This window comes from Pandoraea soli (assembly GCF_902459595.1).
In the GTDB taxonomy this organism is placed as follows: domain Bacteria; phylum Pseudomonadota; class Gammaproteobacteria; order Burkholderiales; family Burkholderiaceae; genus Pandoraea; species Pandoraea cepalis.
In genome coordinates, this window is the sequence record NZ_CABPSG010000013.1 from 32,584 (window position 1) to 48,684 (window position 16,101).

The 16,101-nt window shown below is 62.5% G+C and carries 16 protein-coding genes; 10 read left to right on the forward strand and 6 right to left on the reverse strand.

Annotated features, from left to right (window positions below):
* Window positions 1–214 precede the first annotated feature (214 nt).
* Window positions 215–973, forward strand: a complete 759-nt coding sequence (locus PSO31014_RS18885) for an SDR family NAD(P)-dependent oxidoreductase (protein ID WP_150553020.1) — start codon at window positions 215–217, stop codon at window positions 971–973.
* 45 nt (window positions 974–1,018) lie between these two features.
* Here PSO31014_RS18885 and PSO31014_RS18890 read toward each other — a convergent pair whose 3' ends face one another.
* Both PSO31014_RS18890 and PSO31014_RS18895 read right to left on the reverse strand, forming a co-directional pair.
* A complete protein-coding gene (locus tag PSO31014_RS18890) occupies window positions 1,019–1,975 on the reverse strand; it encodes a DMT family transporter (protein ID WP_150553021.1) in 957 nt (318 codons plus the stop codon).
* Window positions 1,968–2,447, reverse strand: coding sequence for an Lrp/AsnC family transcriptional regulator (locus PSO31014_RS18895; RefSeq protein WP_017234283.1), 480 nt, complete (start codon window positions 2,445–2,447; stop codon window positions 1,968–1,970). Before PSO31014_RS18895 ends, PSO31014_RS18890 begins: the two co-directional genes overlap by 8 nt.
* Before the next feature lie 341 nt (window positions 2,448–2,788).
* Between PSO31014_RS18895 and PSO31014_RS18900 the strand changes: the two genes are divergently transcribed.
* The 3 genes from PSO31014_RS18900 (at window position 2,789) to PSO31014_RS18910 (ending at window position 6,357) form a co-directional block, all read left to right on the forward strand.
* Window positions 2,789–5,017, forward strand: a complete 2,229-nt coding sequence (locus tag PSO31014_RS18900) for a TonB-dependent siderophore receptor (RefSeq protein WP_150553022.1) — start codon at window positions 2,789–2,791, stop codon at window positions 5,015–5,017.
* 194 nt (window positions 5,018–5,211) lie between these two features.
* Window positions 5,212–5,796 (forward strand): TetR/AcrR family transcriptional regulator, encoded by a 585-nt coding sequence (locus PSO31014_RS18905; RefSeq protein ID WP_150553023.1) that lies wholly within the window; start codon window positions 5,212–5,214, stop codon window positions 5,794–5,796.
* Between the two features lie 135 nt (window positions 5,797–5,931).
* Window positions 5,932–6,357: an organic hydroperoxide resistance protein gene (locus PSO31014_RS18910; protein ID WP_017234280.1), complete on the forward strand. Its 426-nt coding sequence runs from the start codon at window positions 5,932–5,934 to the stop codon at window positions 6,355–6,357.
* 114 nt (window positions 6,358–6,471) lie between these two features.
* Here PSO31014_RS18910 and PSO31014_RS18915 read toward each other — a convergent pair whose 3' ends face one another.
* Together PSO31014_RS18915 and PSO31014_RS18920 are read right to left on the reverse strand one after the other, a co-directional pair.
* Window positions 6,472–7,050, reverse strand: coding sequence for a DUF1439 domain-containing protein (locus PSO31014_RS18915; RefSeq protein ID WP_150553053.1), 579 nt, complete (start codon window positions 7,048–7,050; stop codon window positions 6,472–6,474).
* A 255-nt stretch (window positions 7,051–7,305) separates the two neighbouring features.
* Window positions 7,306–7,518: a SlyX family protein gene (locus PSO31014_RS18920; RefSeq protein WP_425494892.1), complete on the reverse strand. Its 213-nt coding sequence runs from the start codon at window positions 7,516–7,518 to the stop codon at window positions 7,306–7,308.
* A gap of 103 nt (window positions 7,519–7,621) precedes the next feature.
* Here PSO31014_RS18920 and PSO31014_RS18925 point away from each other — a divergent pair, with 103 nt between their 5' ends.
* Window positions 7,622–7,939, forward strand: a complete 318-nt coding sequence (locus PSO31014_RS18925; RefSeq protein WP_150553055.1) for a YnfA family protein — start codon at window positions 7,622–7,624, stop codon at window positions 7,937–7,939.
* Window positions 7,940–7,953: 14 nt separating this feature from the next.
* On the opposite strand, the gene PSO31014_RS18930 is transcribed toward PSO31014_RS18925, so the two are convergent.
* Window positions 7,954–9,519 (reverse strand): sensor domain-containing diguanylate cyclase, encoded by a 1,566-nt coding sequence (locus PSO31014_RS18930; protein ID WP_150553024.1) that lies wholly within the window; start codon window positions 9,517–9,519, stop codon window positions 7,954–7,956.
* 77 nt (window positions 9,520–9,596) lie between these two features.
* Complete coding sequence (locus PSO31014_RS18935) at window positions 9,597–10,061, reverse strand: Lrp/AsnC family transcriptional regulator (RefSeq protein WP_150553025.1); 465 nt, start codon at window positions 10,059–10,061, stop codon at window positions 9,597–9,599.
* 267 nt (window positions 10,062–10,328) lie between these two features.
* On the opposite strand from PSO31014_RS18935, the gene PSO31014_RS18940 reads away from it, so the two are divergent.
* The 5 genes from PSO31014_RS18940 (at window position 10,329) to PSO31014_RS18960 (ending at window position 15,499) form a co-directional block, all read left to right on the forward strand.
* Window positions 10,329–10,958 (forward strand): LysE family translocator, encoded by a 630-nt coding sequence (locus PSO31014_RS18940; RefSeq protein ID WP_150553026.1) that lies wholly within the window; start codon window positions 10,329–10,331, stop codon window positions 10,956–10,958.
* 510 nt (window positions 10,959–11,468) lie between these two features.
* Window positions 11,469–12,509: a ubiquinol oxidase subunit II gene (gene cyoA, locus PSO31014_RS18945; RefSeq protein ID WP_150553027.1), complete on the forward strand. Its 1,041-nt coding sequence runs from the start codon at window positions 11,469–11,471 to the stop codon at window positions 12,507–12,509.
* A gap of 15 nt (window positions 12,510–12,524) precedes the next feature.
* On the forward strand, window positions 12,525–14,504 hold the full coding sequence (gene cyoB, locus PSO31014_RS18950) for a cytochrome o ubiquinol oxidase subunit I (RefSeq protein ID WP_150553056.1): 1,980 nt from the start codon (window positions 12,525–12,527) through the stop codon (window positions 14,502–14,504).
* 2 nt (window positions 14,505–14,506) lie between these two features.
* Window positions 14,507–15,133, forward strand: coding sequence for a cytochrome o ubiquinol oxidase subunit III (locus PSO31014_RS18955; RefSeq protein ID WP_017234270.1), 627 nt, complete (start codon window positions 14,507–14,509; stop codon window positions 15,131–15,133).
* A complete protein-coding gene (locus PSO31014_RS18960) occupies window positions 15,134–15,499 on the forward strand; it encodes a cytochrome o ubiquinol oxidase subunit IV (protein ID WP_150553028.1) in 366 nt (121 codons plus the stop codon).
* Window positions 15,500–16,101: the final 602 nt, after the last annotated feature.

Consider the following 16,101-nt stretch of genomic DNA (forward strand, 5'->3'; position numbering starts at 1 on the left):
AGCGACGGTCGATCCAATCGTTGATTGTTATGTAAATTTGATCAGTGTAATCAATCCTGGCGGGTTTATTGGTGAAATTCGTTGCAATAACCTGTTGAACATACCGCCGCACCTCAACCTGCCGTCTGTCACCGACATTGAACGGCGCGGGTGTCGATGGGGTTCAACAGGGCGTTGCCAACCGGCAAGGCCCAACGCCTTCAGGAGAAATACCATGACTCGCAGAATCGTTCTCATCACCGGTGGCAGCCGCGGCCTGGGCCGCGCGTCGGCGCTGGCAGCGGCACGTCGCGGAATCGACGTCATCCTCACCTATCGCAGCCAGCGCGCGGAAGCCGACGCGGTGGTGGCTGAGATCGTCGCGTTGGGTGCGAATGCCGTGGCATTGCCGCTCGACGTGTCGGATGCCTCGCAGTTCGGCCCATTCGCCGCAAAGATCAGGCGTGTGCTGGGCGATGTCTGGCAGCGCGATACGTTCGATTTCCTTGTCAACAACGCCGGAACGGGCTTGCACGCGCCATTCGTCGAGACGACCGAGGCGCAGTTCGACGAACTCGTACAGCTGCACCTGAAGGGGCCGTATTTCCTCACGCAGACGTTGCTGCCGCTGATCGCGAACGGCGGACGCATCCTGAACGTCTCGAGCGGTCTGGCGCGATTCTCGCTGCCGGGGGCGTCGGCCTACGCGATGATGAAGGGCGGTATCGAGGTGTTTTCGCGCTACCTGGCGAAGGAGTTGGGCGCGCGCGGTATCCGGGCCAATACGGTGGCGCCGGGCGCCATCGCGACGGACTTCAACGGCGGCACGGTGCGTGACAATCAGGGCGTCAATCAGATGGTGGCCGCGAACACGGCACTGGGCCGCGTGGGAGAGGCCGACGACATCGGCGGCATGGTGGCGGCGCTGCTGGCCGACGAGACCGGCTGGATCAATGCCCAGCGGATCGAGGCGTCGGGCGGGATGTTCGTCTGACGGTCGACGGCCTCATGGGAGCCTCAGTGAGGGATCCGTGAGACATCAGTGAGCGGGACGGCGTGAGCGCATCGAACCGGACCAGGCCACGGCGCCGACGATGCACACACCGCCCGCGGCCATCTTGAGCGTGGGCGAGGTGCCGAAGAGGACCCATGCGAAGGCGATGGCGTAGACCGGTTCTAGGGCGATGACCACCGCCGCCCGGCTGGCCTTGACGGTGCGCAGCGCGTGGATGAACAGTGTGTAGGCGAGGGCGGTGCACACGACGCCGAGGCATGCGAGCCAGCCCCATTGCACCGCGGGGAGCGACAGCGCCTCGCGCCATGCAAACGGGCCGAGCACGAGCAGGATGCCGAAGCATTGCCACCAGCTGGCCTGCAGCGGCAAGACTTGCGCGCCCAGCACGCGATTGGACAGGGCGATGACGGCGTAGATGGCGCCGGAGAGCACCCCCCACGCGAGGCCGACCGTTGCCCCGGCGCGCCAGTCGAACGCCGGGGTGACGAGCGCCAGACCGACGCACACGAGTGCGATGACGCCCGCGTCGCCCAAGGTGGGGCGCTCGCGACGCAATGGCCATTCGAGCAGGATCACGAACGCCGGGAAGCAGGCGAAGCCGAGCGTGCCGACGGCCACGCCGCCCGCTTTGATCGCCAGGAAGAACGCGAGCCAATGTGCGGCGAGGAGCCCGCCAGCGAGGATGAGTCGCAACGCCGAGGCGGGCGAGAGCCCGCGCCACGGCGCGCCGCCCGCGACCCGCGCGGCACTGCGCATGCCCGCCAGACCTGCGAGGGCAATGACGCTCAGCGCAAGCCACGAAAAGAGGCCGCGACCGAAGACGATCATCGCGCTGCTCGCGGCAATGTGCTCGCCGAACAGCGCCGAAGCGCCGAACAACATGGCCGCGACATGCAAGGCGATCTGCTGGCCGGCCCCGCCGTGCGGGGGCGGGCCAGCGTCGGACGTCGCGAACGTAGCGGGGGACGCGGCCTCAGGCATCGCCGGAGCGGTCCGGCACCGGGACGGCCGTGGTGTACAAGACCTGCTTGAGCGCGAAACTGGAGCGGATGTTGCGGATGCCGGGGATGCGGGAGAGCCGATCGGTGATGAGCGTCTCGTAGGCACTCATGTCGCTGACCATGACGCGCAGGAGGTAATCGGCGTCGCCCGACATCAGGTAGCACTCCATGACGTTGGGCAATGCGGTGACGGCCGTTTCGAAGGCATCCAGACCGTCGCGATTCTGGTTTTCGAGCGTGACGTGGATGAAAACGTTGATGTGCAACCCGAGCCGGGACGGATCGAGCAGCGTGACGCGCTGGCGAATGTAGCCCGCCGCTTCGAGCGCTTTCACGCGCGCCAGGCAAGGCGACGGCGAGAGGTTCACGCGCGAGGCGAGTTCTACGTTGGTGAGGCGGGCGTCGGCTTGCAGCTCCCGCAAAATCTTCAGATCAATGGCGTCGAGGTCCATACCACATTGCACGCGCGCCCCGGATGAGGGTCGGCGGTCCAGTCGATTAGCCGCTCGGTCGGCGACAGTGCCGCAATACTAGCCTATTTGACACGGTTTCCGATGCGCCGGTCAGACCACCGCCCCGAAACCACCGCCGCCGCAACTGTCCGGCAGCGTCGTTTGCCAACATTCCCTTTCTGTAAGGGATGGAAATGTTGTATTTCCGTGTTGTCCCGCGACGCCGATCTTCAACACTTGTTGACGATACGTGAACGTTTGTTAATATTCCTATCTTTGAATGAGAATGCTAACGATTCTCATTAAATAAATATTTTAAACCGTCACTCGGGATTTCCAGCATGACCTTCGCTTACCACCACGGCGCCTCGAGGGAGGCTGGCCGCACCGCTACGGGCAACGTCGTCGTTCCCCGTAGCCGTCTGGCGCCGCTCGCGCTGGCCGCACTCCTGGCCTTTGCCGCCGCACCGGCCATCGCCCGGCCGATGGCGGCCACGTCCACGGATGGAACGACAACCGACGCCGACGCCCAAGCCACGCTCCAGGCCACAACGGTGACCGGCTCGGCCCTGCGTGAAACGCCGCAGAACCTCAAGCAGCCGGTGCAATCCGGCGCGCTTGGCTCGCGTAGCCAGCTCGATACGCCGTTCTCGACAACGGTGGTCAGCCAGGAGCAGCTCGAACAACGCCAACCCGCGAAGCTTGGGGACGTATTCGCGACCGACGCCTCCGTGACCGACGGCAGCAACGCCTTCGACGCCTGGGCCGGTTACATCTATGTGCGCGGCATGCCGATCGACTGGCAATCCGGCTTCAAGCTCGACGGGATGCCCGTGATGACCTACGGCGTGACGATGCCGTACGAGCAGTTCGACCGCGTGGAACTGCTCAAGGGGTTGTCCGGTTTCATGTACGGCTTCGTTGCCCCGGGCGGTGTCGTCAACTATGTGACGAAGAAGCCGACGGACGAGCGCATCGCCAGCGTCGATGTCGGTTTTCATTCAGACGGCATCTGGCGCGAGCACGTCGATCTCGGGGGGCGTGCCGGGCCGAACGACATGTTCGGCGCGCGGCTGAATTACACGCACGAGGAAGGCCGCACCTATTCGGACGGCAATCTGAATCGCGACACGGTGTCGCTCGCGCTCGACGCACGTTTGACGCCCGACCTGACGTGGAACTTCGGGGCGATGTACCAGGATCGCCGGGCGACGGGCACCACGCCCTCGCTCTCGACGGCGTTCTTCCAGGGCCATCAGTTGCCGGGGCCGATCAATGTGTCGAACGCGAATCTTCAGACGCAGGCCACGCATCTGAACACCATCACGCAGTTCTACACGACCGGCCTGCAATATCAGTTGAACCCGGACTGGAAGGTGTCGGCCAACTTCGCCTACAACAAGTCGACGCGCGACCGTAACGAAGCCACGCTCTATTTGCTCAACGGCGCCGGCGACTTCCGTGGCCTGAACGATCTGGGCGACGAAATCAATACGTTCCACGCGTGGCAGGTGGCGGCCGAGGGCAAAGTTCGTACGGGGCCGCTCGCGCATCAGCTCACGTTCGGCTACGCCTCGCAGTATCAGACGAACGACTACGCGTATCTGTACAGCCCGGTCACCGCGAACGCGTATGTTCCCTTCTCGACTTACTCGGGCAATCTGTACCAGGGGGCGTCGTATCAGTTCTTTGGCGACGGCTCGACGCTCCAGGCGCAACGCGCCAGCGCCATTGAGCAGCGCTCGGTCTTCGCCTCCGACACGGTACAGATCACGGATCGACTGTCGGTGCTCGGTGGCGCGCGCTTCACGAACTACAATCAGACGAACGCGCAAGGGATCTCGACCTACTCGACGAACGGTGTGTTCACGCCGACGCTCGCCGTCATGTACAAGCTCGCGCCGAACACGACGGCGTACGCCAGCTATGTGGAAGCGCTGGAGGCTGGCGAAGTGGTGGGGGCGGCCTACGCCAACGCGGGCGCCGTGCTCAACCCGTTCAAGAGCCGTCAGTACGAGGTTGGCGTGAAGACGGAGCAGGCCACGTGGAGCACGACGGCGGCGCTCTTCCGCATTGAGCGGGGTGCGGTGTACACGAACAGCGCCAACGCGCGCGTCTCGGACGGCCAGTCGATCTACCAGGGGATCGAGTTGGCGGGGGCGGTGAAGCTGGGGCCACGGTGGACGCTCGGCGCCAGTGCCATGGCGCTCGATAGCTGGTACGCCCGTACGAACGGTTTCGACGGCAACCGGGTGGGCGGTGCGCCGCGCTTCGTGCTCTCGGGCAACGTCGAGTACAAGGTGCCTTACGTGCCGGGTCTCTCGGTCGGGGGCGACATTCGCTACAACGGTCGCACGGCGCTCAATCCGCAGAACTCGCTGACCGTCTCGGGCTATACGTTGATCAACCTCGGCGCGACCTACCGCACGCGCGTCGCGGGCAAGGACGTGACGCTTCGCGCGGCGGTGAGCAACCTGACCAACCGCAAGTATTGGGAATATCAGTACGACAACTACATCAAGCCGGCCGACCCGCGCATGGTCAGCCTGAACGCGAAGATCGACTTCTGAGCGACGTCGGACACCTGGAGAGATTTGGCCATTCATGGAACAGCGGCTCGCGAGATCCGCTGTTCTTCTTCTTGGGCGCCGAACATGGCAGGGGATGCGGTGGCGTCCCGGCTATGGACTTCATTGAAAAAATCCATCGGTCGATCCGATAAAACGGCTTGACTATCTATCTACTGGTAGATAAAGTTCGTTTCATGAATCGCACAAACACATCGCCAACGACGCCGACCGTCAAGGAACAACTGCTCGAGCATGCGCAGCGGTTCCTGATGACGCGGGGCTACAACGGTTTCAGCTATCGGGATCTCGCTGAGCAGGTCGGGGTCAAGACGTCGAGCATCCACTATTACTTCCCGGCCAAGGAAGATCTCGTCCTCGAAGCCATCAAGGCTTACGACGCGTTGATCAACGAAGGGCTGGCGGGCATCGACGAGGCACTGCCGCCTGCGCAGAAGCTGGGGTTGTATGCGCAAGGATTCGGGCGCATCGCGGCCGACGGCCATCGGATCTGTCTGTGCGGCATGCTGGCGGCCGACATCGAAACGCTGCCGGAGACGGTTCGCGAAGCGGTGCAGCGATTCTTCGCGTATCACGAAGCATGGTTGGCACGTGTGCTGGCCCAGGGCGTGGCAGACGGTTCGCTCACGCTGACGTCGTCGCCCGATGGCACTGCGCGTGCGCTGTTTGCCGGGTTTCAGGGGAGCGTGATGGCTTCCCGTTTGTTCCGGGCGCCGTCGCGCCTGGAGGATGTGGTGGCGTCGGTGTGCGGCGTCGCTTGAGTTGACGCCGGCTCGCACGAGCCGGCCAGCGGATGTCAGAGGGGTCGTCCGGCCGGAAGGCAACGCCGTGAAGGTGTGTCGGGCCGGGACGATCGAAGTTTGGAAGTGAAATTCTCTACTCACCAGGAGTTCGTTATGTCGATCGAAAAAGTGCTGTACACCGCCCATGCCACCGCTACCGGAGGCCGTGATGGCCGTGCCGTGTCGTCCGACGGCGTGCTTGACGTCAAGCTGGTTGTACCCAAGGAAATGGGCGGCGCGGGCGTTGGCGGCACGAATCCGGAACAACTGTTTGCCGCCGGTTACTCGGCCTGCTTCCTGGGCGCGCTGAAGTTCGTGGCGGGCAAGGAAAAGATTGCGCTGCCCGCCGACACGAAGATCGACGGAAGCGTCGGGATCGGCCAGATCCCGACCGGCTTCGGCATTCAGGCGGAACTGAAGATCAGCGTGCCGGGCGTGGATCGCGCGACGGTCGAGGCGCTGGTGCAGAAGGCGCACATCGTGTGCCCCTACTCGAACGCCACGCGTGGCAACATCGACGTGACGCTGACGGTGGTCTGAGTTCGGCGCGTTCCCGGTCTCACGCGTAGGCGCGACGTCGGAGAACCCCGCGGGATAAGACAAGGGCAGCCCTCGGACTGCCCTTGTTGTTTTGCGGCCCGGCGCCCGGCCCGGTCACTTCGTTTTGACTTCGACCTTGATGCCGTCGGGCAGCACGGTGATGGCGCCCGGCTCGACATCGCGTCCGCCATAACGCAATTGCTCGGGTTTGAATGTGTAGATCGGATACTGATTGAGCACTTGCTGGGCGAGAGAGCCGCCAATGGCCGTCAATTGTTGGTCGTATGCCGGGGGCATGCCGTTCACATCCACACGCTCGACGTTCGGGTTGTCGAGCAACACGGCGCGTTTGACCGGGTCGTATTTCAGCGCGCTCGACAGACTCAGCACGCCCGCGAGCGGCTGGCCCTGCAGCAAGACGTTCTGCAAGTGCGCGTCGATCTGCGTCATGACGCGATTGGCCTGCGGATTGAAGCCGATTTTCGGATGCGTCAGTTCGACGGACAGTAGTTGGCCGTAGTTGAGCGTGGTCGGGAAGCGTTTGCCGACGGCCGCCTCGATGTCCTGACGCGTCATCGTGTACTCGCCGGTCCAGATGTTGTACGCGGCATTGGCCGGGCGCATGAGCGGGGCGAGCGCAAGGCCGAGGATCCCCGCCGCCGTCAGGCGCAGTGCGTCGCGGCGCGAGGTCACGGACCTGTACGAGGTGTCGGTGGTGTCGGTGGTGTCGGTGAGGGGGAGGCGGCGAGGCGCGCGGTAAGCGTTCATGTTACGAAGGTCCGAGGGACGGGCACGGCGCGGCCATGCCTGAATCGTCGATGATGATGTGACCCGGACGACGCAGAATCGTTCTGCGTGCGGCGTTGGCCCGTGAGAACCGTGTCAATCCGTGCCCACGCGCGTTCGTCTTCGTGCAACGGCGCGACCGGCTCGCCGGTTCGATCCAGTTCAATAATGCGGCGGGACTTCGTGACGTGGATTGCCATCGTTCCCCCCTTGTCCCTGCGACTGCATCTGCTGGTACAGCGCCTTGAGCTGCTTTTGCAGCAAATCGAGCTGCTGCTCCTGACGCGTGACGATGTCGTTGAGGGTTTCGAGCAAATCCTCCTGAAACGCCGCCTTGACTTCGAGTTCGACGACGCGTGCTTCCAACGATTCCATGAGCTTCTCCGGTAGACGCGGCATTGTAGGCCACGCGACGACTTCGCCATTCGATGCTGCCAGCGAAATGACGCATCCGATTCGCGCCGGGCATAATCGCACGATGAAAACCTTCCTGCTTTATGTCGTCACGGCGGTGGCGGAGATCGTCGGCTGCTATTTGCCCTGGCTGTGGCTCAAGCAAGATCGCAGCGCATGGCTGCTCGTGCCGGGGGCGATATCGCTCGTGCTTTTCGCGTGGCTGCTGACGCTGCATCCGTCGGCGGCCGGTCGTGTTTATGCGGCGTACGGCGGCGTTTATATCAGCGTGGCGATTGTGTGGCTATGGCTCGTGGATGGAATGCGCCCGACGCCGTGGGACATGGCCGGCGTGGCCGTTGCGTTAGCGGGCATGAGCCTGATCGCTTTCCAGCCGCGCTAGTTGCTTCAGTCGCTTCAGTCGCGACTGCCGCCACCGCTCATCTCGCCGGCGCCGGACGGCAGCCCATCGAGCACTCGCCGTTCGTTCATGGTGCCGGCGTAGTGATTGCGCTTTTCTTCGTACATCAGCAGATCGGCCCGCTGGGTCGTGGCTTCGAGCCGCTCGCCTGCCTCGCACGTCGCCATCCCCATCGAGAAGGAGAGCGCCGTGCCAGGGTAGAACGAGTTGTTCAGCTCCACGAGTTGGCGAATGCTCTCGATCAGCGCCGCGCCACTCGTCGCATCGGTGGAGGGTAGCAGCAATGCGAATTCGTCGCCGCCGATGCGCGCCGCGATCTGCGGGGCGGTGACCGCTTTGCTCAACACCTCGCCCGCACGGCGCAGCAGCGCGTCGCCTGCGGCGTGCCCCAACTGATCGTTCACGGTCTTCAGGCCGTTCAGGTCGGCGACGATCACCGTCACCGGATAGGGCCCCTTGCGCTCCAGCCGGTTGAGTTCGTCGACATAGAACGAGCGGTTGCGCAGCTTGGTCAGCACGTCGTGCTTGCCGAGGAATTCGAGATACGACTCGGCCTTCTTGCGGGCGGTGATGTCGGTGAGTGCCACGAGCACCAGGTCCCAGCGCGCCTCGTGACCGGGCAGCACCGCGAACTGCAGGTGAACGTTGATCTCGTTGCCATCGAGCGCGTAGTTGACGACTTCGCGCTGCTGGAACAGCTTGTTCTCCCACAGGTCGACCAACTGCTCGCGGAAATTGTGTCGCATGTCGTCGCGGAACACTTCGGGCAGTCGGGCGAGCAGCGAGGCCTTGTCGGGGGCGACGAACATCGCCAGCGTGTGGCGATTCACGTCGAGCACGTGGATCTCGGTCATGCACCGTTCCACGAATTCGGGGTGAACGTCGGTAAACGTGCGGAAGTCCGTGATGCCGCGCGCGCGGGCGTCGTCGAGCAACAACTTGATGGCGCTGAAATCCTCCACCCATAGCGAGACTGGCGAGTATTCGAACAGCCCGCGTGCGTATTGCTCGCCCATCGTCACGCGCTCACGGGCGTGTTCGAGTTCGGTCACGTTTTCCAGCGAGATCAACACGCGTTCCAGCGTGGCTTCGTGCCCGGGCAGGACCGAGCCGTTCAGGAGCACATCGAGACGCCGGCCATCGAGTGTGTAGTTGACCGTCTTGCTCGTGAAGTGTGTACGGCCGTCCCACAACTGGCAAAGCTCTTCGATGTGGGTCTTGAGCATGTCGTCGCGGAAGATGCGCGGCAGGCCGGCCACGAGCGCGTCGAGCGATGGGGCGTTGAACATCGACAGCGTTCGTCGATTGACCTTGATGACGCGAATGCGTCGCGAGCAAGCGGCGACGTGTGCCGGGTCGAGCTTGAAGTGGGCGCGCAGGTCGGTGATCCCTTGTGCGCGCCATTCGTCGAACAATTGCTTCACACCGCTGAAGTCCTCGAGCCAGAGCGAAACGGGCGCGAGGTCGAACATCAGGGCGTCATCGTTGGCGGCGCTGGCCCCAAGCGCATCGCGCGGCAGGGAGGTCGGCTGGGAAGGTACGACGGGCGTGGCGTCCGGCATGAGGCACCTGGGGTCTGCTAAGTCGAGTCAGCCCGCCATTCTACGGGCAAATGCGCGCCATGCCACCGAGAGTCGGATTAGCGCAACGGCGCACCGGTATCGCGTTTGACTTCTCGCAGCGACAGCATCGATTCGATGGACGAGACGCCGGGCAGGGCGCGCAGCACGTCGCGCGTGAACATGCCGTAATCGTCGAGATCCGTGGCAACCACCTCGAGCAGGTAATCGGCGCTGCCGGAGATGTTGTGGCACGACACAATGCGCTCGATGGCCTGGACTTCGCGCTCGAACTGCTCGGACAGCGCACGGTCATGAACGGCGAAGCGCACATGCACGAATGCCGTCACGCCAAGCCCCAGCGCGCGGTGCGAAAGTTCTGCCCGATAGCCGGTGATATAGCCCTCGGCTTCGAGCCGTTTCAGACGTCGCGCACAGGGTGTTTCGGACAGCGACACACGTTCGGCAAGCCGAGCGTTGGAAATGCGGCCATCGCGCTGGACGATGGCGAGAATCGCCCGATCGATGGCGTCGAGTTCGTTCATGATGAGTATCCCGCTACGAAAGCTACTGCAAAGCTGGCATTCCACCACGATCTGCAGTTTCCGGAAAGTGTTGCCCTCATCCTTCCGGATTAGGTTGATTGTTGCGGGCGTGACCTCTGATATGGCGAGATTCCAACGTGAAATGCGCTTGCGAGGTGAAATGATCTAAATTATTAGCGAGGTATGAGTGAAAAACGCCGTGTATCGCTCGTGGAATAGCGAGATCATGAGGTTCGTTTCCGCCATTGCGGCCGTCAGGGGAAAATCATGGTTTCGCTGCAGTTGCTCACCGTCTTCGTCGGTGCGTTGATCGTCGTCTACGCGTTGCCGGGCCCGGATATGGCGCTCGTCATGCAGACGAGCATGACGCGAGGGGTGCGGCACGGATTGGCGACGGCGGCCGGCTTGGCACTGGCGCGTGCCGGGCACGTAACGCTCTCGGCCTGCGGCGTGGCGGCGCTGTTGCGTTCGGCGCCGTGGCTCTTCGAGACGGTGCGCATCGCGGGCGCGATCTATCTGGCGTGGGTGGCGATCCAGATCTGGCGTTCTCCGGCGTTCGGCATCGAGACCACGGCCGCGCCGACCGACGCTGCACCGCCGCTCGCGCATTCCGTGCGGCGCGGTGTGCTCTCCAGCGTGCTCAATCCGAAGGCGCTGCTGTTCTGTTCGGTGCTGCTGCCCCAGTTTGTCCGCGCCGAAGCCGGGCCAGTGTGGTCGCAGGTGCTCGAACTGGGGGTACTGCTGCTGGTCGTGGGCGCGATCTTTGACGTGACGCTCGCCTTCGGTGCCGCCCGCATCGCCCGCTGGCTGCGCACCCGCCCGCTGGCACAAAAAGTCCAACGCTGGTCGTTCGGCGCGGCGCTCATGGCGTTCGCCGTGCGCCTGTCGCTGGATTGAAACGCCGGGCCAACGTCCTCCGCTGCCCTCCTTTCCTCTCGACGCACTAACTTGGTGCGTTTCGCTGCGGCACGGCAAATGAAGGTGCGACACAACGTCGCACCTCTTGAAATCTAAGAACCTTCCCGAATTGCTGCATTGCACAGCGTTTACCGCCAAACAGGTGCCGATCTGCTTTGAAAACGTCGCGCGCGTATGCGTGAGGGCTGCGCGACACATTGTCGCGCCGGTGTGTGTGCGATGTGCGGCCTAATTAAACTTCGGCATAATGCCGCACCGTGATGGAAGTAAAAGACAAGAAGTCGGGCAGTGACTTGAGGTCTTCGGGGCGGCAACGTGCTCCGGTTCCCGTCTTTTCGATGACACAGTCGTCGTAGTTCGGCCGGTGCAATATCGGCGCGGCGACTGCTCCCGTCTCACCTTAACCCTTGCCAACCTCCTGCGACCCTGCATCAGGCCGGTAAGCCCGTGTTGCGCCGTTCGTTGGCCAACTCAACCCTGTCGTGTGACATGAAGAAACACAGAAACCCGCGATTGCTAAGGCTCCTCGCCCTGTGCTCGCCGCTGCTTTTGGCTGGCTGCGACATGGCCGTTCTCAACCCCAAGGGGCAGATCGGAGAAGAGACCAAATCCCTGATTCTCACGGCCACCTGGCTGATGCTGATCGTCGTGATTCCGGTCATCTTGATGACGCTGTGGTTTGCGTGGAAGTATCGCGCGAGCAACAAGGCGGCCCGCTATGAACCGAACTGGTCGCACTCCACGGCCATCGAGATCGTGGTCTGGCTCGTGCCGATCATCATCATTGCGATCCTCGCGCGCATCACCTGGGTCTCCACCCACGAACTCGATCCTTACAAGCCGCTGCAAAGCGATGTGAAGCCGATCACGGTCGAAGTGGTGTCGATGAACTACAAGTGGTTGTTCATCTACCCGGAGCAAGGGATTGCGTCGATCAACGAGTTGGCCGTTCCGGTCGATACCCCCGTGAATTTCAAGATCACGTCGGAATCGATCATGAACTCGTTCTTCATTCCGCAATTGGGTAGCCAGGTCTACTCGATGGCCGGTATGCAGACGAAGCTGCACTTGATCGCCAACCACGTCGGCGCGTACGACGGCATTTCGGCGAACTACAGCGGCGGCGGTTTCTCGGGCATGCGTTTCAAGACGCTGGCGATGACCGACAACGACTTCGAGCAATGGGTGACGAAGGTGCGCGAGTCGAAGAAGGTGCTCGACAAGGACGCCTACGCCTCGCTCGTGCCGATGAGCGATAACACGCCGGTCACGTACTACAGCTCGGTCGACGCGAACCTGTTCCAGTCGATCGTGCACGCCCCGATGGCATCCGGCATGGCCCAGCAGCAGGAAGGCCATGAGAACCACGGTGCCATGGACATGAAGGGCATGGACAAGACGATGGACATGAAGGGTGCGGCCAACGACGCAGCGACGGCACCGGCCGCCGCTGCGATGACCATGGCCATGGACAATGCCGGCGCGCATGCGATGCACGCCGGTGCGTCTGCGCACGCGCACAAGGAGTAAACAACAATGTCAACGCTGTTTGGCAAACTGACTCTCGAAGCCATCCCGTACCACGAGCCGATCATCGTCGGCGCGGTCGGCATGATGGTGCTGGGGGGGCTGGGCATCCTTGGGTTGCTCACCTACTTCGGCAAGTGGAAGTACCTGTGGAACGAGTGGATCACGTCGGTCGATCACAAGAGGATCGGCATCATGTATGTGCTCGTGGCGCTCGTCATGCTGCTGCGCGGCTTTGCCGACGCCATGATGATGCGTACGCAGCTCATGCTCGCGCACAACTCGCCGGGCATTCTCCCGCCGGAGCACTACGACCAGATCTTCACCGCCCACGGCGTGATCATGATCTTCTTCGTGGCGATGCCGTTCATGACGGGTCTCGTCAACCTCGTGGTGCCGCTGCAGATCGGCGCCCGCGACGTGGCATTCCCGTTCCTGAACACGCTCTCGTTCTGGCTGTTCGTGGCGGGCGCGGCGCTGGTGAACCTGTCGCTGGGCGTGGGTGAATTCGCGCGCACCGGCTGGCTGGCGTACCCGCCGCTCTCGGGCATCCAATACAGTCCGGGCGTGGGGGTGGATTACTACATCTGGGCCTTGCAGATCTCGGGTCTGGGCACGTTGCTCACGGGTGTGAACTTCGTCGTCACGATCCTGAAGATGCGCGCGCCGGGTATGAACCTGATGAAGATGCCGGTCTTCACGTGGACCTCGCTGTGCACGATGGTGCTGGTGTGTGCCGCGTTCCCGGTGCTGACGGTGACGCTGGCGCTGCTCTCGCTCGACCGCTACCTCGACTTCCATTTCTTTACGAATGAGTTGGGCGGCAACCCGATGATGTACATCAACCTGATCTGGATCTGGGGTCACCCGGAGGTGTACATCCTGATTCTGCCGGCGTTCGGTATGTTCTCGGAGATCATCTCGACGTTCTCGGGCAAGAAGCTGTTCGGCTACAAGTCGATGGTGTATGCCACGGCCGCGATCATGGTGATGTCGTTCCTCGTGTGGGCGCACCACTTCTTCACGATGGGCTCGGGTGCCAACGTGAACGCGTTCTTCGGTATCGCGACGATGATCATCTCGATCCCGACGGGCGTGAAGATCTTCAACTGGCTGTTCACGATGTACCGCGGTCGCGTGCAAATGACCGTGCCGGTGCTGTGGACGCTGGGTTTCATCGTCACGTTCGTGATCGGTGGCATGACGGGCGTGCTGCTGGCGGTGCCGGGCGCCGACTTCGTGCTGCACAACTCGCTGTTCCTGATTGCTCACTTCCACAACGTGATCATCGGTGGCGTGCTGTTCGGTTACATCGCCGGGATGAACTACTGGTTCCCGAAGGCCTTCGGCTTCAAGCTCGACGAGCGTCTGGGCAAGGCAAGCTTCTGGTGCTGGCTGATCGGCTTCTACCTCGCGTTCATGCCGCTGTATGTGCTGGGCCTGATGGGCATGACCCGTCGCCTGAACCACTACGAAAACGCTGCGTGGCAGCCGTGGCTGATCGCCGCGTGGGTGGGGGCACTGTTCATTGCCGCGGGTATCGGTTTCCAGGTGCTGCAACTGGTCGTCTCGATCAAGAACCGCAAGGCGCTCGCCGACACGACGGGCGATCCCTGGAATGGCCGTACGCTGGAGTGGATGACGTCGTCGCCGCCGCAGTTCTACAACTTTGCCGAAGAGCCGCGCGTGCATGACATCGACGAGCTGGCCTATCGCAAGGCGCATGGCATCAAGGGCGACCTGAAGACGAGCTACACGCCGATTCACATGCCGAAGAACACCGGTGCCGGCTTCATCATCAGTGCGTTCTCGCTGGTGTTCGGTTTCGCGGCCATCTGGCACATCTGGTGGCTGGCCATCGTGGGCTTCGTCGGCATGATCGTGACGTTCATCTGCCGCAGCAACGACGATTCGATCGACTACTACGTGCAGTCGCCGGAAGTGGTGGCCATTGAAACGGCTCACCATCAGGCACTGGCCGCAGCAGCAAAGGCTTAATCATGACGAGCGAAGTTCTCAAACACTCTGGCGCGCATGCCGATGCGCATGCGCACGACCACGCGCACCACGACACCGGTGGCAACACGATCTTCGGTTTCTGGGTATACCTGATGACCGACCTGGTGCTGTTCGCCGGCCTGTTCGCCACCTTTGCGGTGTTGCGTGACTCGTCTGCGGGCGGCCCGACGGGCAAGGAATTGTTCGACCTGAAGTTCGTGCTGGTCGAAACGTTCATCCTGTTGTTCTCGTCGATCACCTATGGCTTTGCCATGGTGGGTCTGCACAACGGCAAGAAGAGCACGGTGCTGGGCTGGCTGGCGGTGACCTGGCTGTTGGGTGCCGGGTTTATCGCGATGGAACTGTATGAGTTCCACCACCTGATTCTGGAAGGTGCAGGCCCGAACCGCAGCGGTTTCCTGTCGTCGTTCTTCGCCCTGGTGGGCACCCACGGTCTGCACGTGGCCTCGGGCCTGCTGTGGATGGCCGTGCTGATGTTCCAGATCGGCAAGAAGGGTCTGAACTCGACCACCACCACGCGCCTGCAATGCCTGTCGCTGTTCTGGCACTTCTTGGACGTGGTCTGGATCGGCGTGTTCACGGTCGTGTACCTGATGGGAGCGATGTAAATGAGCAATACGAAATCGGTGCAATCGCATGGCCACGACGCTGGCCACAATGCGGCCGGTGGTAGCCACGGCAGCGTGAAGTCGTACCTGATCGGCTTCGTGCTCGCAGTGATCCTCACGGTCGTACCGTTCAAGCTGGTGATGGATGGCACGATGCCGCCGTCGACGGTGCTGCCGCTGATTCTCGGCGCGGCCCTCGTGCAGATCATCGTCCACCTGATGTACTTCCTGCACATGGACCGCTCGTCGGAACAGCGCTGGAACGTGATGGCCTTCGCGTTCACGATCCTGATCGTGTCCATCGTGCTGGTCGGCTCGCTGTGGATCATGCACAACGCCAACACACTGATGATGCCGGGGATGTAAGGCTTCTTCAGAACTTGTCCGCGTTTCTTCGGGCAAGTGAGAGAAAGGCGGCGCCGGGTTCGGCGCCGCCTTTTTCTTTTCTGGGCGCTGGCAGGCGTGGGATTTCTTGTGTCGAGGTATGCAAAAAAGGCAGTTCGAATCATCGAACTGCCTTTCTTGCTCACGCCTCTCCGATCCGTCGACACCGCCCGTCTATCCACCCCCCCCACGCACCCGCTAGCCCCCATACCCGCGACGCTTGCCGGTACCCTGACTGCGCTCCACTTTAAAGTCGCTCCGTCAGGGCACCGGCAAGCGTCGCTCACGCATCCTGTCATTCCAGTCGCCCGAGTCGTCCCCTCGGTGCCGTCGCATCCTTTGCGCTTACGGATCGAGGAGGGGAGCCGCAAGCGTGGTTCGCGCATTCTCTCTTACCGCTCACCTTGGTTGTCCGTTCGGTGTTGCCGCGTCGCTTGCGTTGACGGACCGATGCGGGGGGGAGGGCGGCAGGCGTGGTTCGCGAATTCGGCGTGTGACGCGGGAGGTTGCTGAAAACTAAGACTATGCATCCGTAAACGAACATAATCTAAAGTTGTTTAGGAACAGCCGTTAAGCGTAACTTC

Bases quoted from the DNA above. Each gene is read 5' to 3' on its own strand.
- PSO31014_RS18885 (WP_150553020.1), top strand. From the start codon at position 215: ATGACTCGCAGAATCGTTCTCATCACCGGTGGCAGCCGCGGCCTGGGC.
- PSO31014_RS18890 (WP_150553021.1), bottom strand. From the start codon at position 1,975: ATGCCTGAGGCCGCGTCCCCCGCTACGTTCGCGACGTCCGACGCTGGC.
- PSO31014_RS18895 (WP_017234283.1), bottom strand. From the start codon at position 2,447: ATGGACCTCGACGCCATTGATCTGAAGATTTTGCGGGAGCTGCAAGCC.
- PSO31014_RS18900 (WP_150553022.1), top strand. From the start codon at position 2,789: ATGACCTTCGCTTACCACCACGGCGCCTCGAGGGAGGCTGGCCGCACC.
- PSO31014_RS18905 (WP_150553023.1), top strand. From the start codon at position 5,212: ATGAATCGCACAAACACATCGCCAACGACGCCGACCGTCAAGGAACAA.
- PSO31014_RS18910 (WP_017234280.1), top strand. From the start codon at position 5,932: ATGTCGATCGAAAAAGTGCTGTACACCGCCCATGCCACCGCTACCGGA.
- PSO31014_RS18920 (WP_425494892.1), bottom strand. From the start codon at position 7,518: ATGGAATCGTTGGAAGCACGCGTCGTCGAACTCGAAGTCAAGGCGGCG.
- PSO31014_RS18925 (WP_150553055.1), top strand. From the start codon at position 7,622: ATGAAAACCTTCCTGCTTTATGTCGTCACGGCGGTGGCGGAGATCGTC.
- PSO31014_RS18930 (WP_150553024.1), bottom strand. From the start codon at position 9,519: ATGCCGGACGCCACGCCCGTCGTACCTTCCCAGCCGACCTCCCTGCCG.
- PSO31014_RS18935 (WP_150553025.1), bottom strand. From the start codon at position 10,061: ATGAACGAACTCGACGCCATCGATCGGGCGATTCTCGCCATCGTCCAG.
- PSO31014_RS18940 (WP_150553026.1), top strand. From the start codon at position 10,329: ATGGTTTCGCTGCAGTTGCTCACCGTCTTCGTCGGTGCGTTGATCGTC.
- cyoA (WP_150553027.1), top strand. From the start codon at position 11,469: ATGAAGAAACACAGAAACCCGCGATTGCTAAGGCTCCTCGCCCTGTGC.
- PSO31014_RS18955 (WP_017234270.1), top strand. From the start codon at position 14,507: ATGACGAGCGAAGTTCTCAAACACTCTGGCGCGCATGCCGATGCGCAT.
- PSO31014_RS18960 (WP_150553028.1), top strand. From the start codon at position 15,134: ATGAGCAATACGAAATCGGTGCAATCGCATGGCCACGACGCTGGCCAC.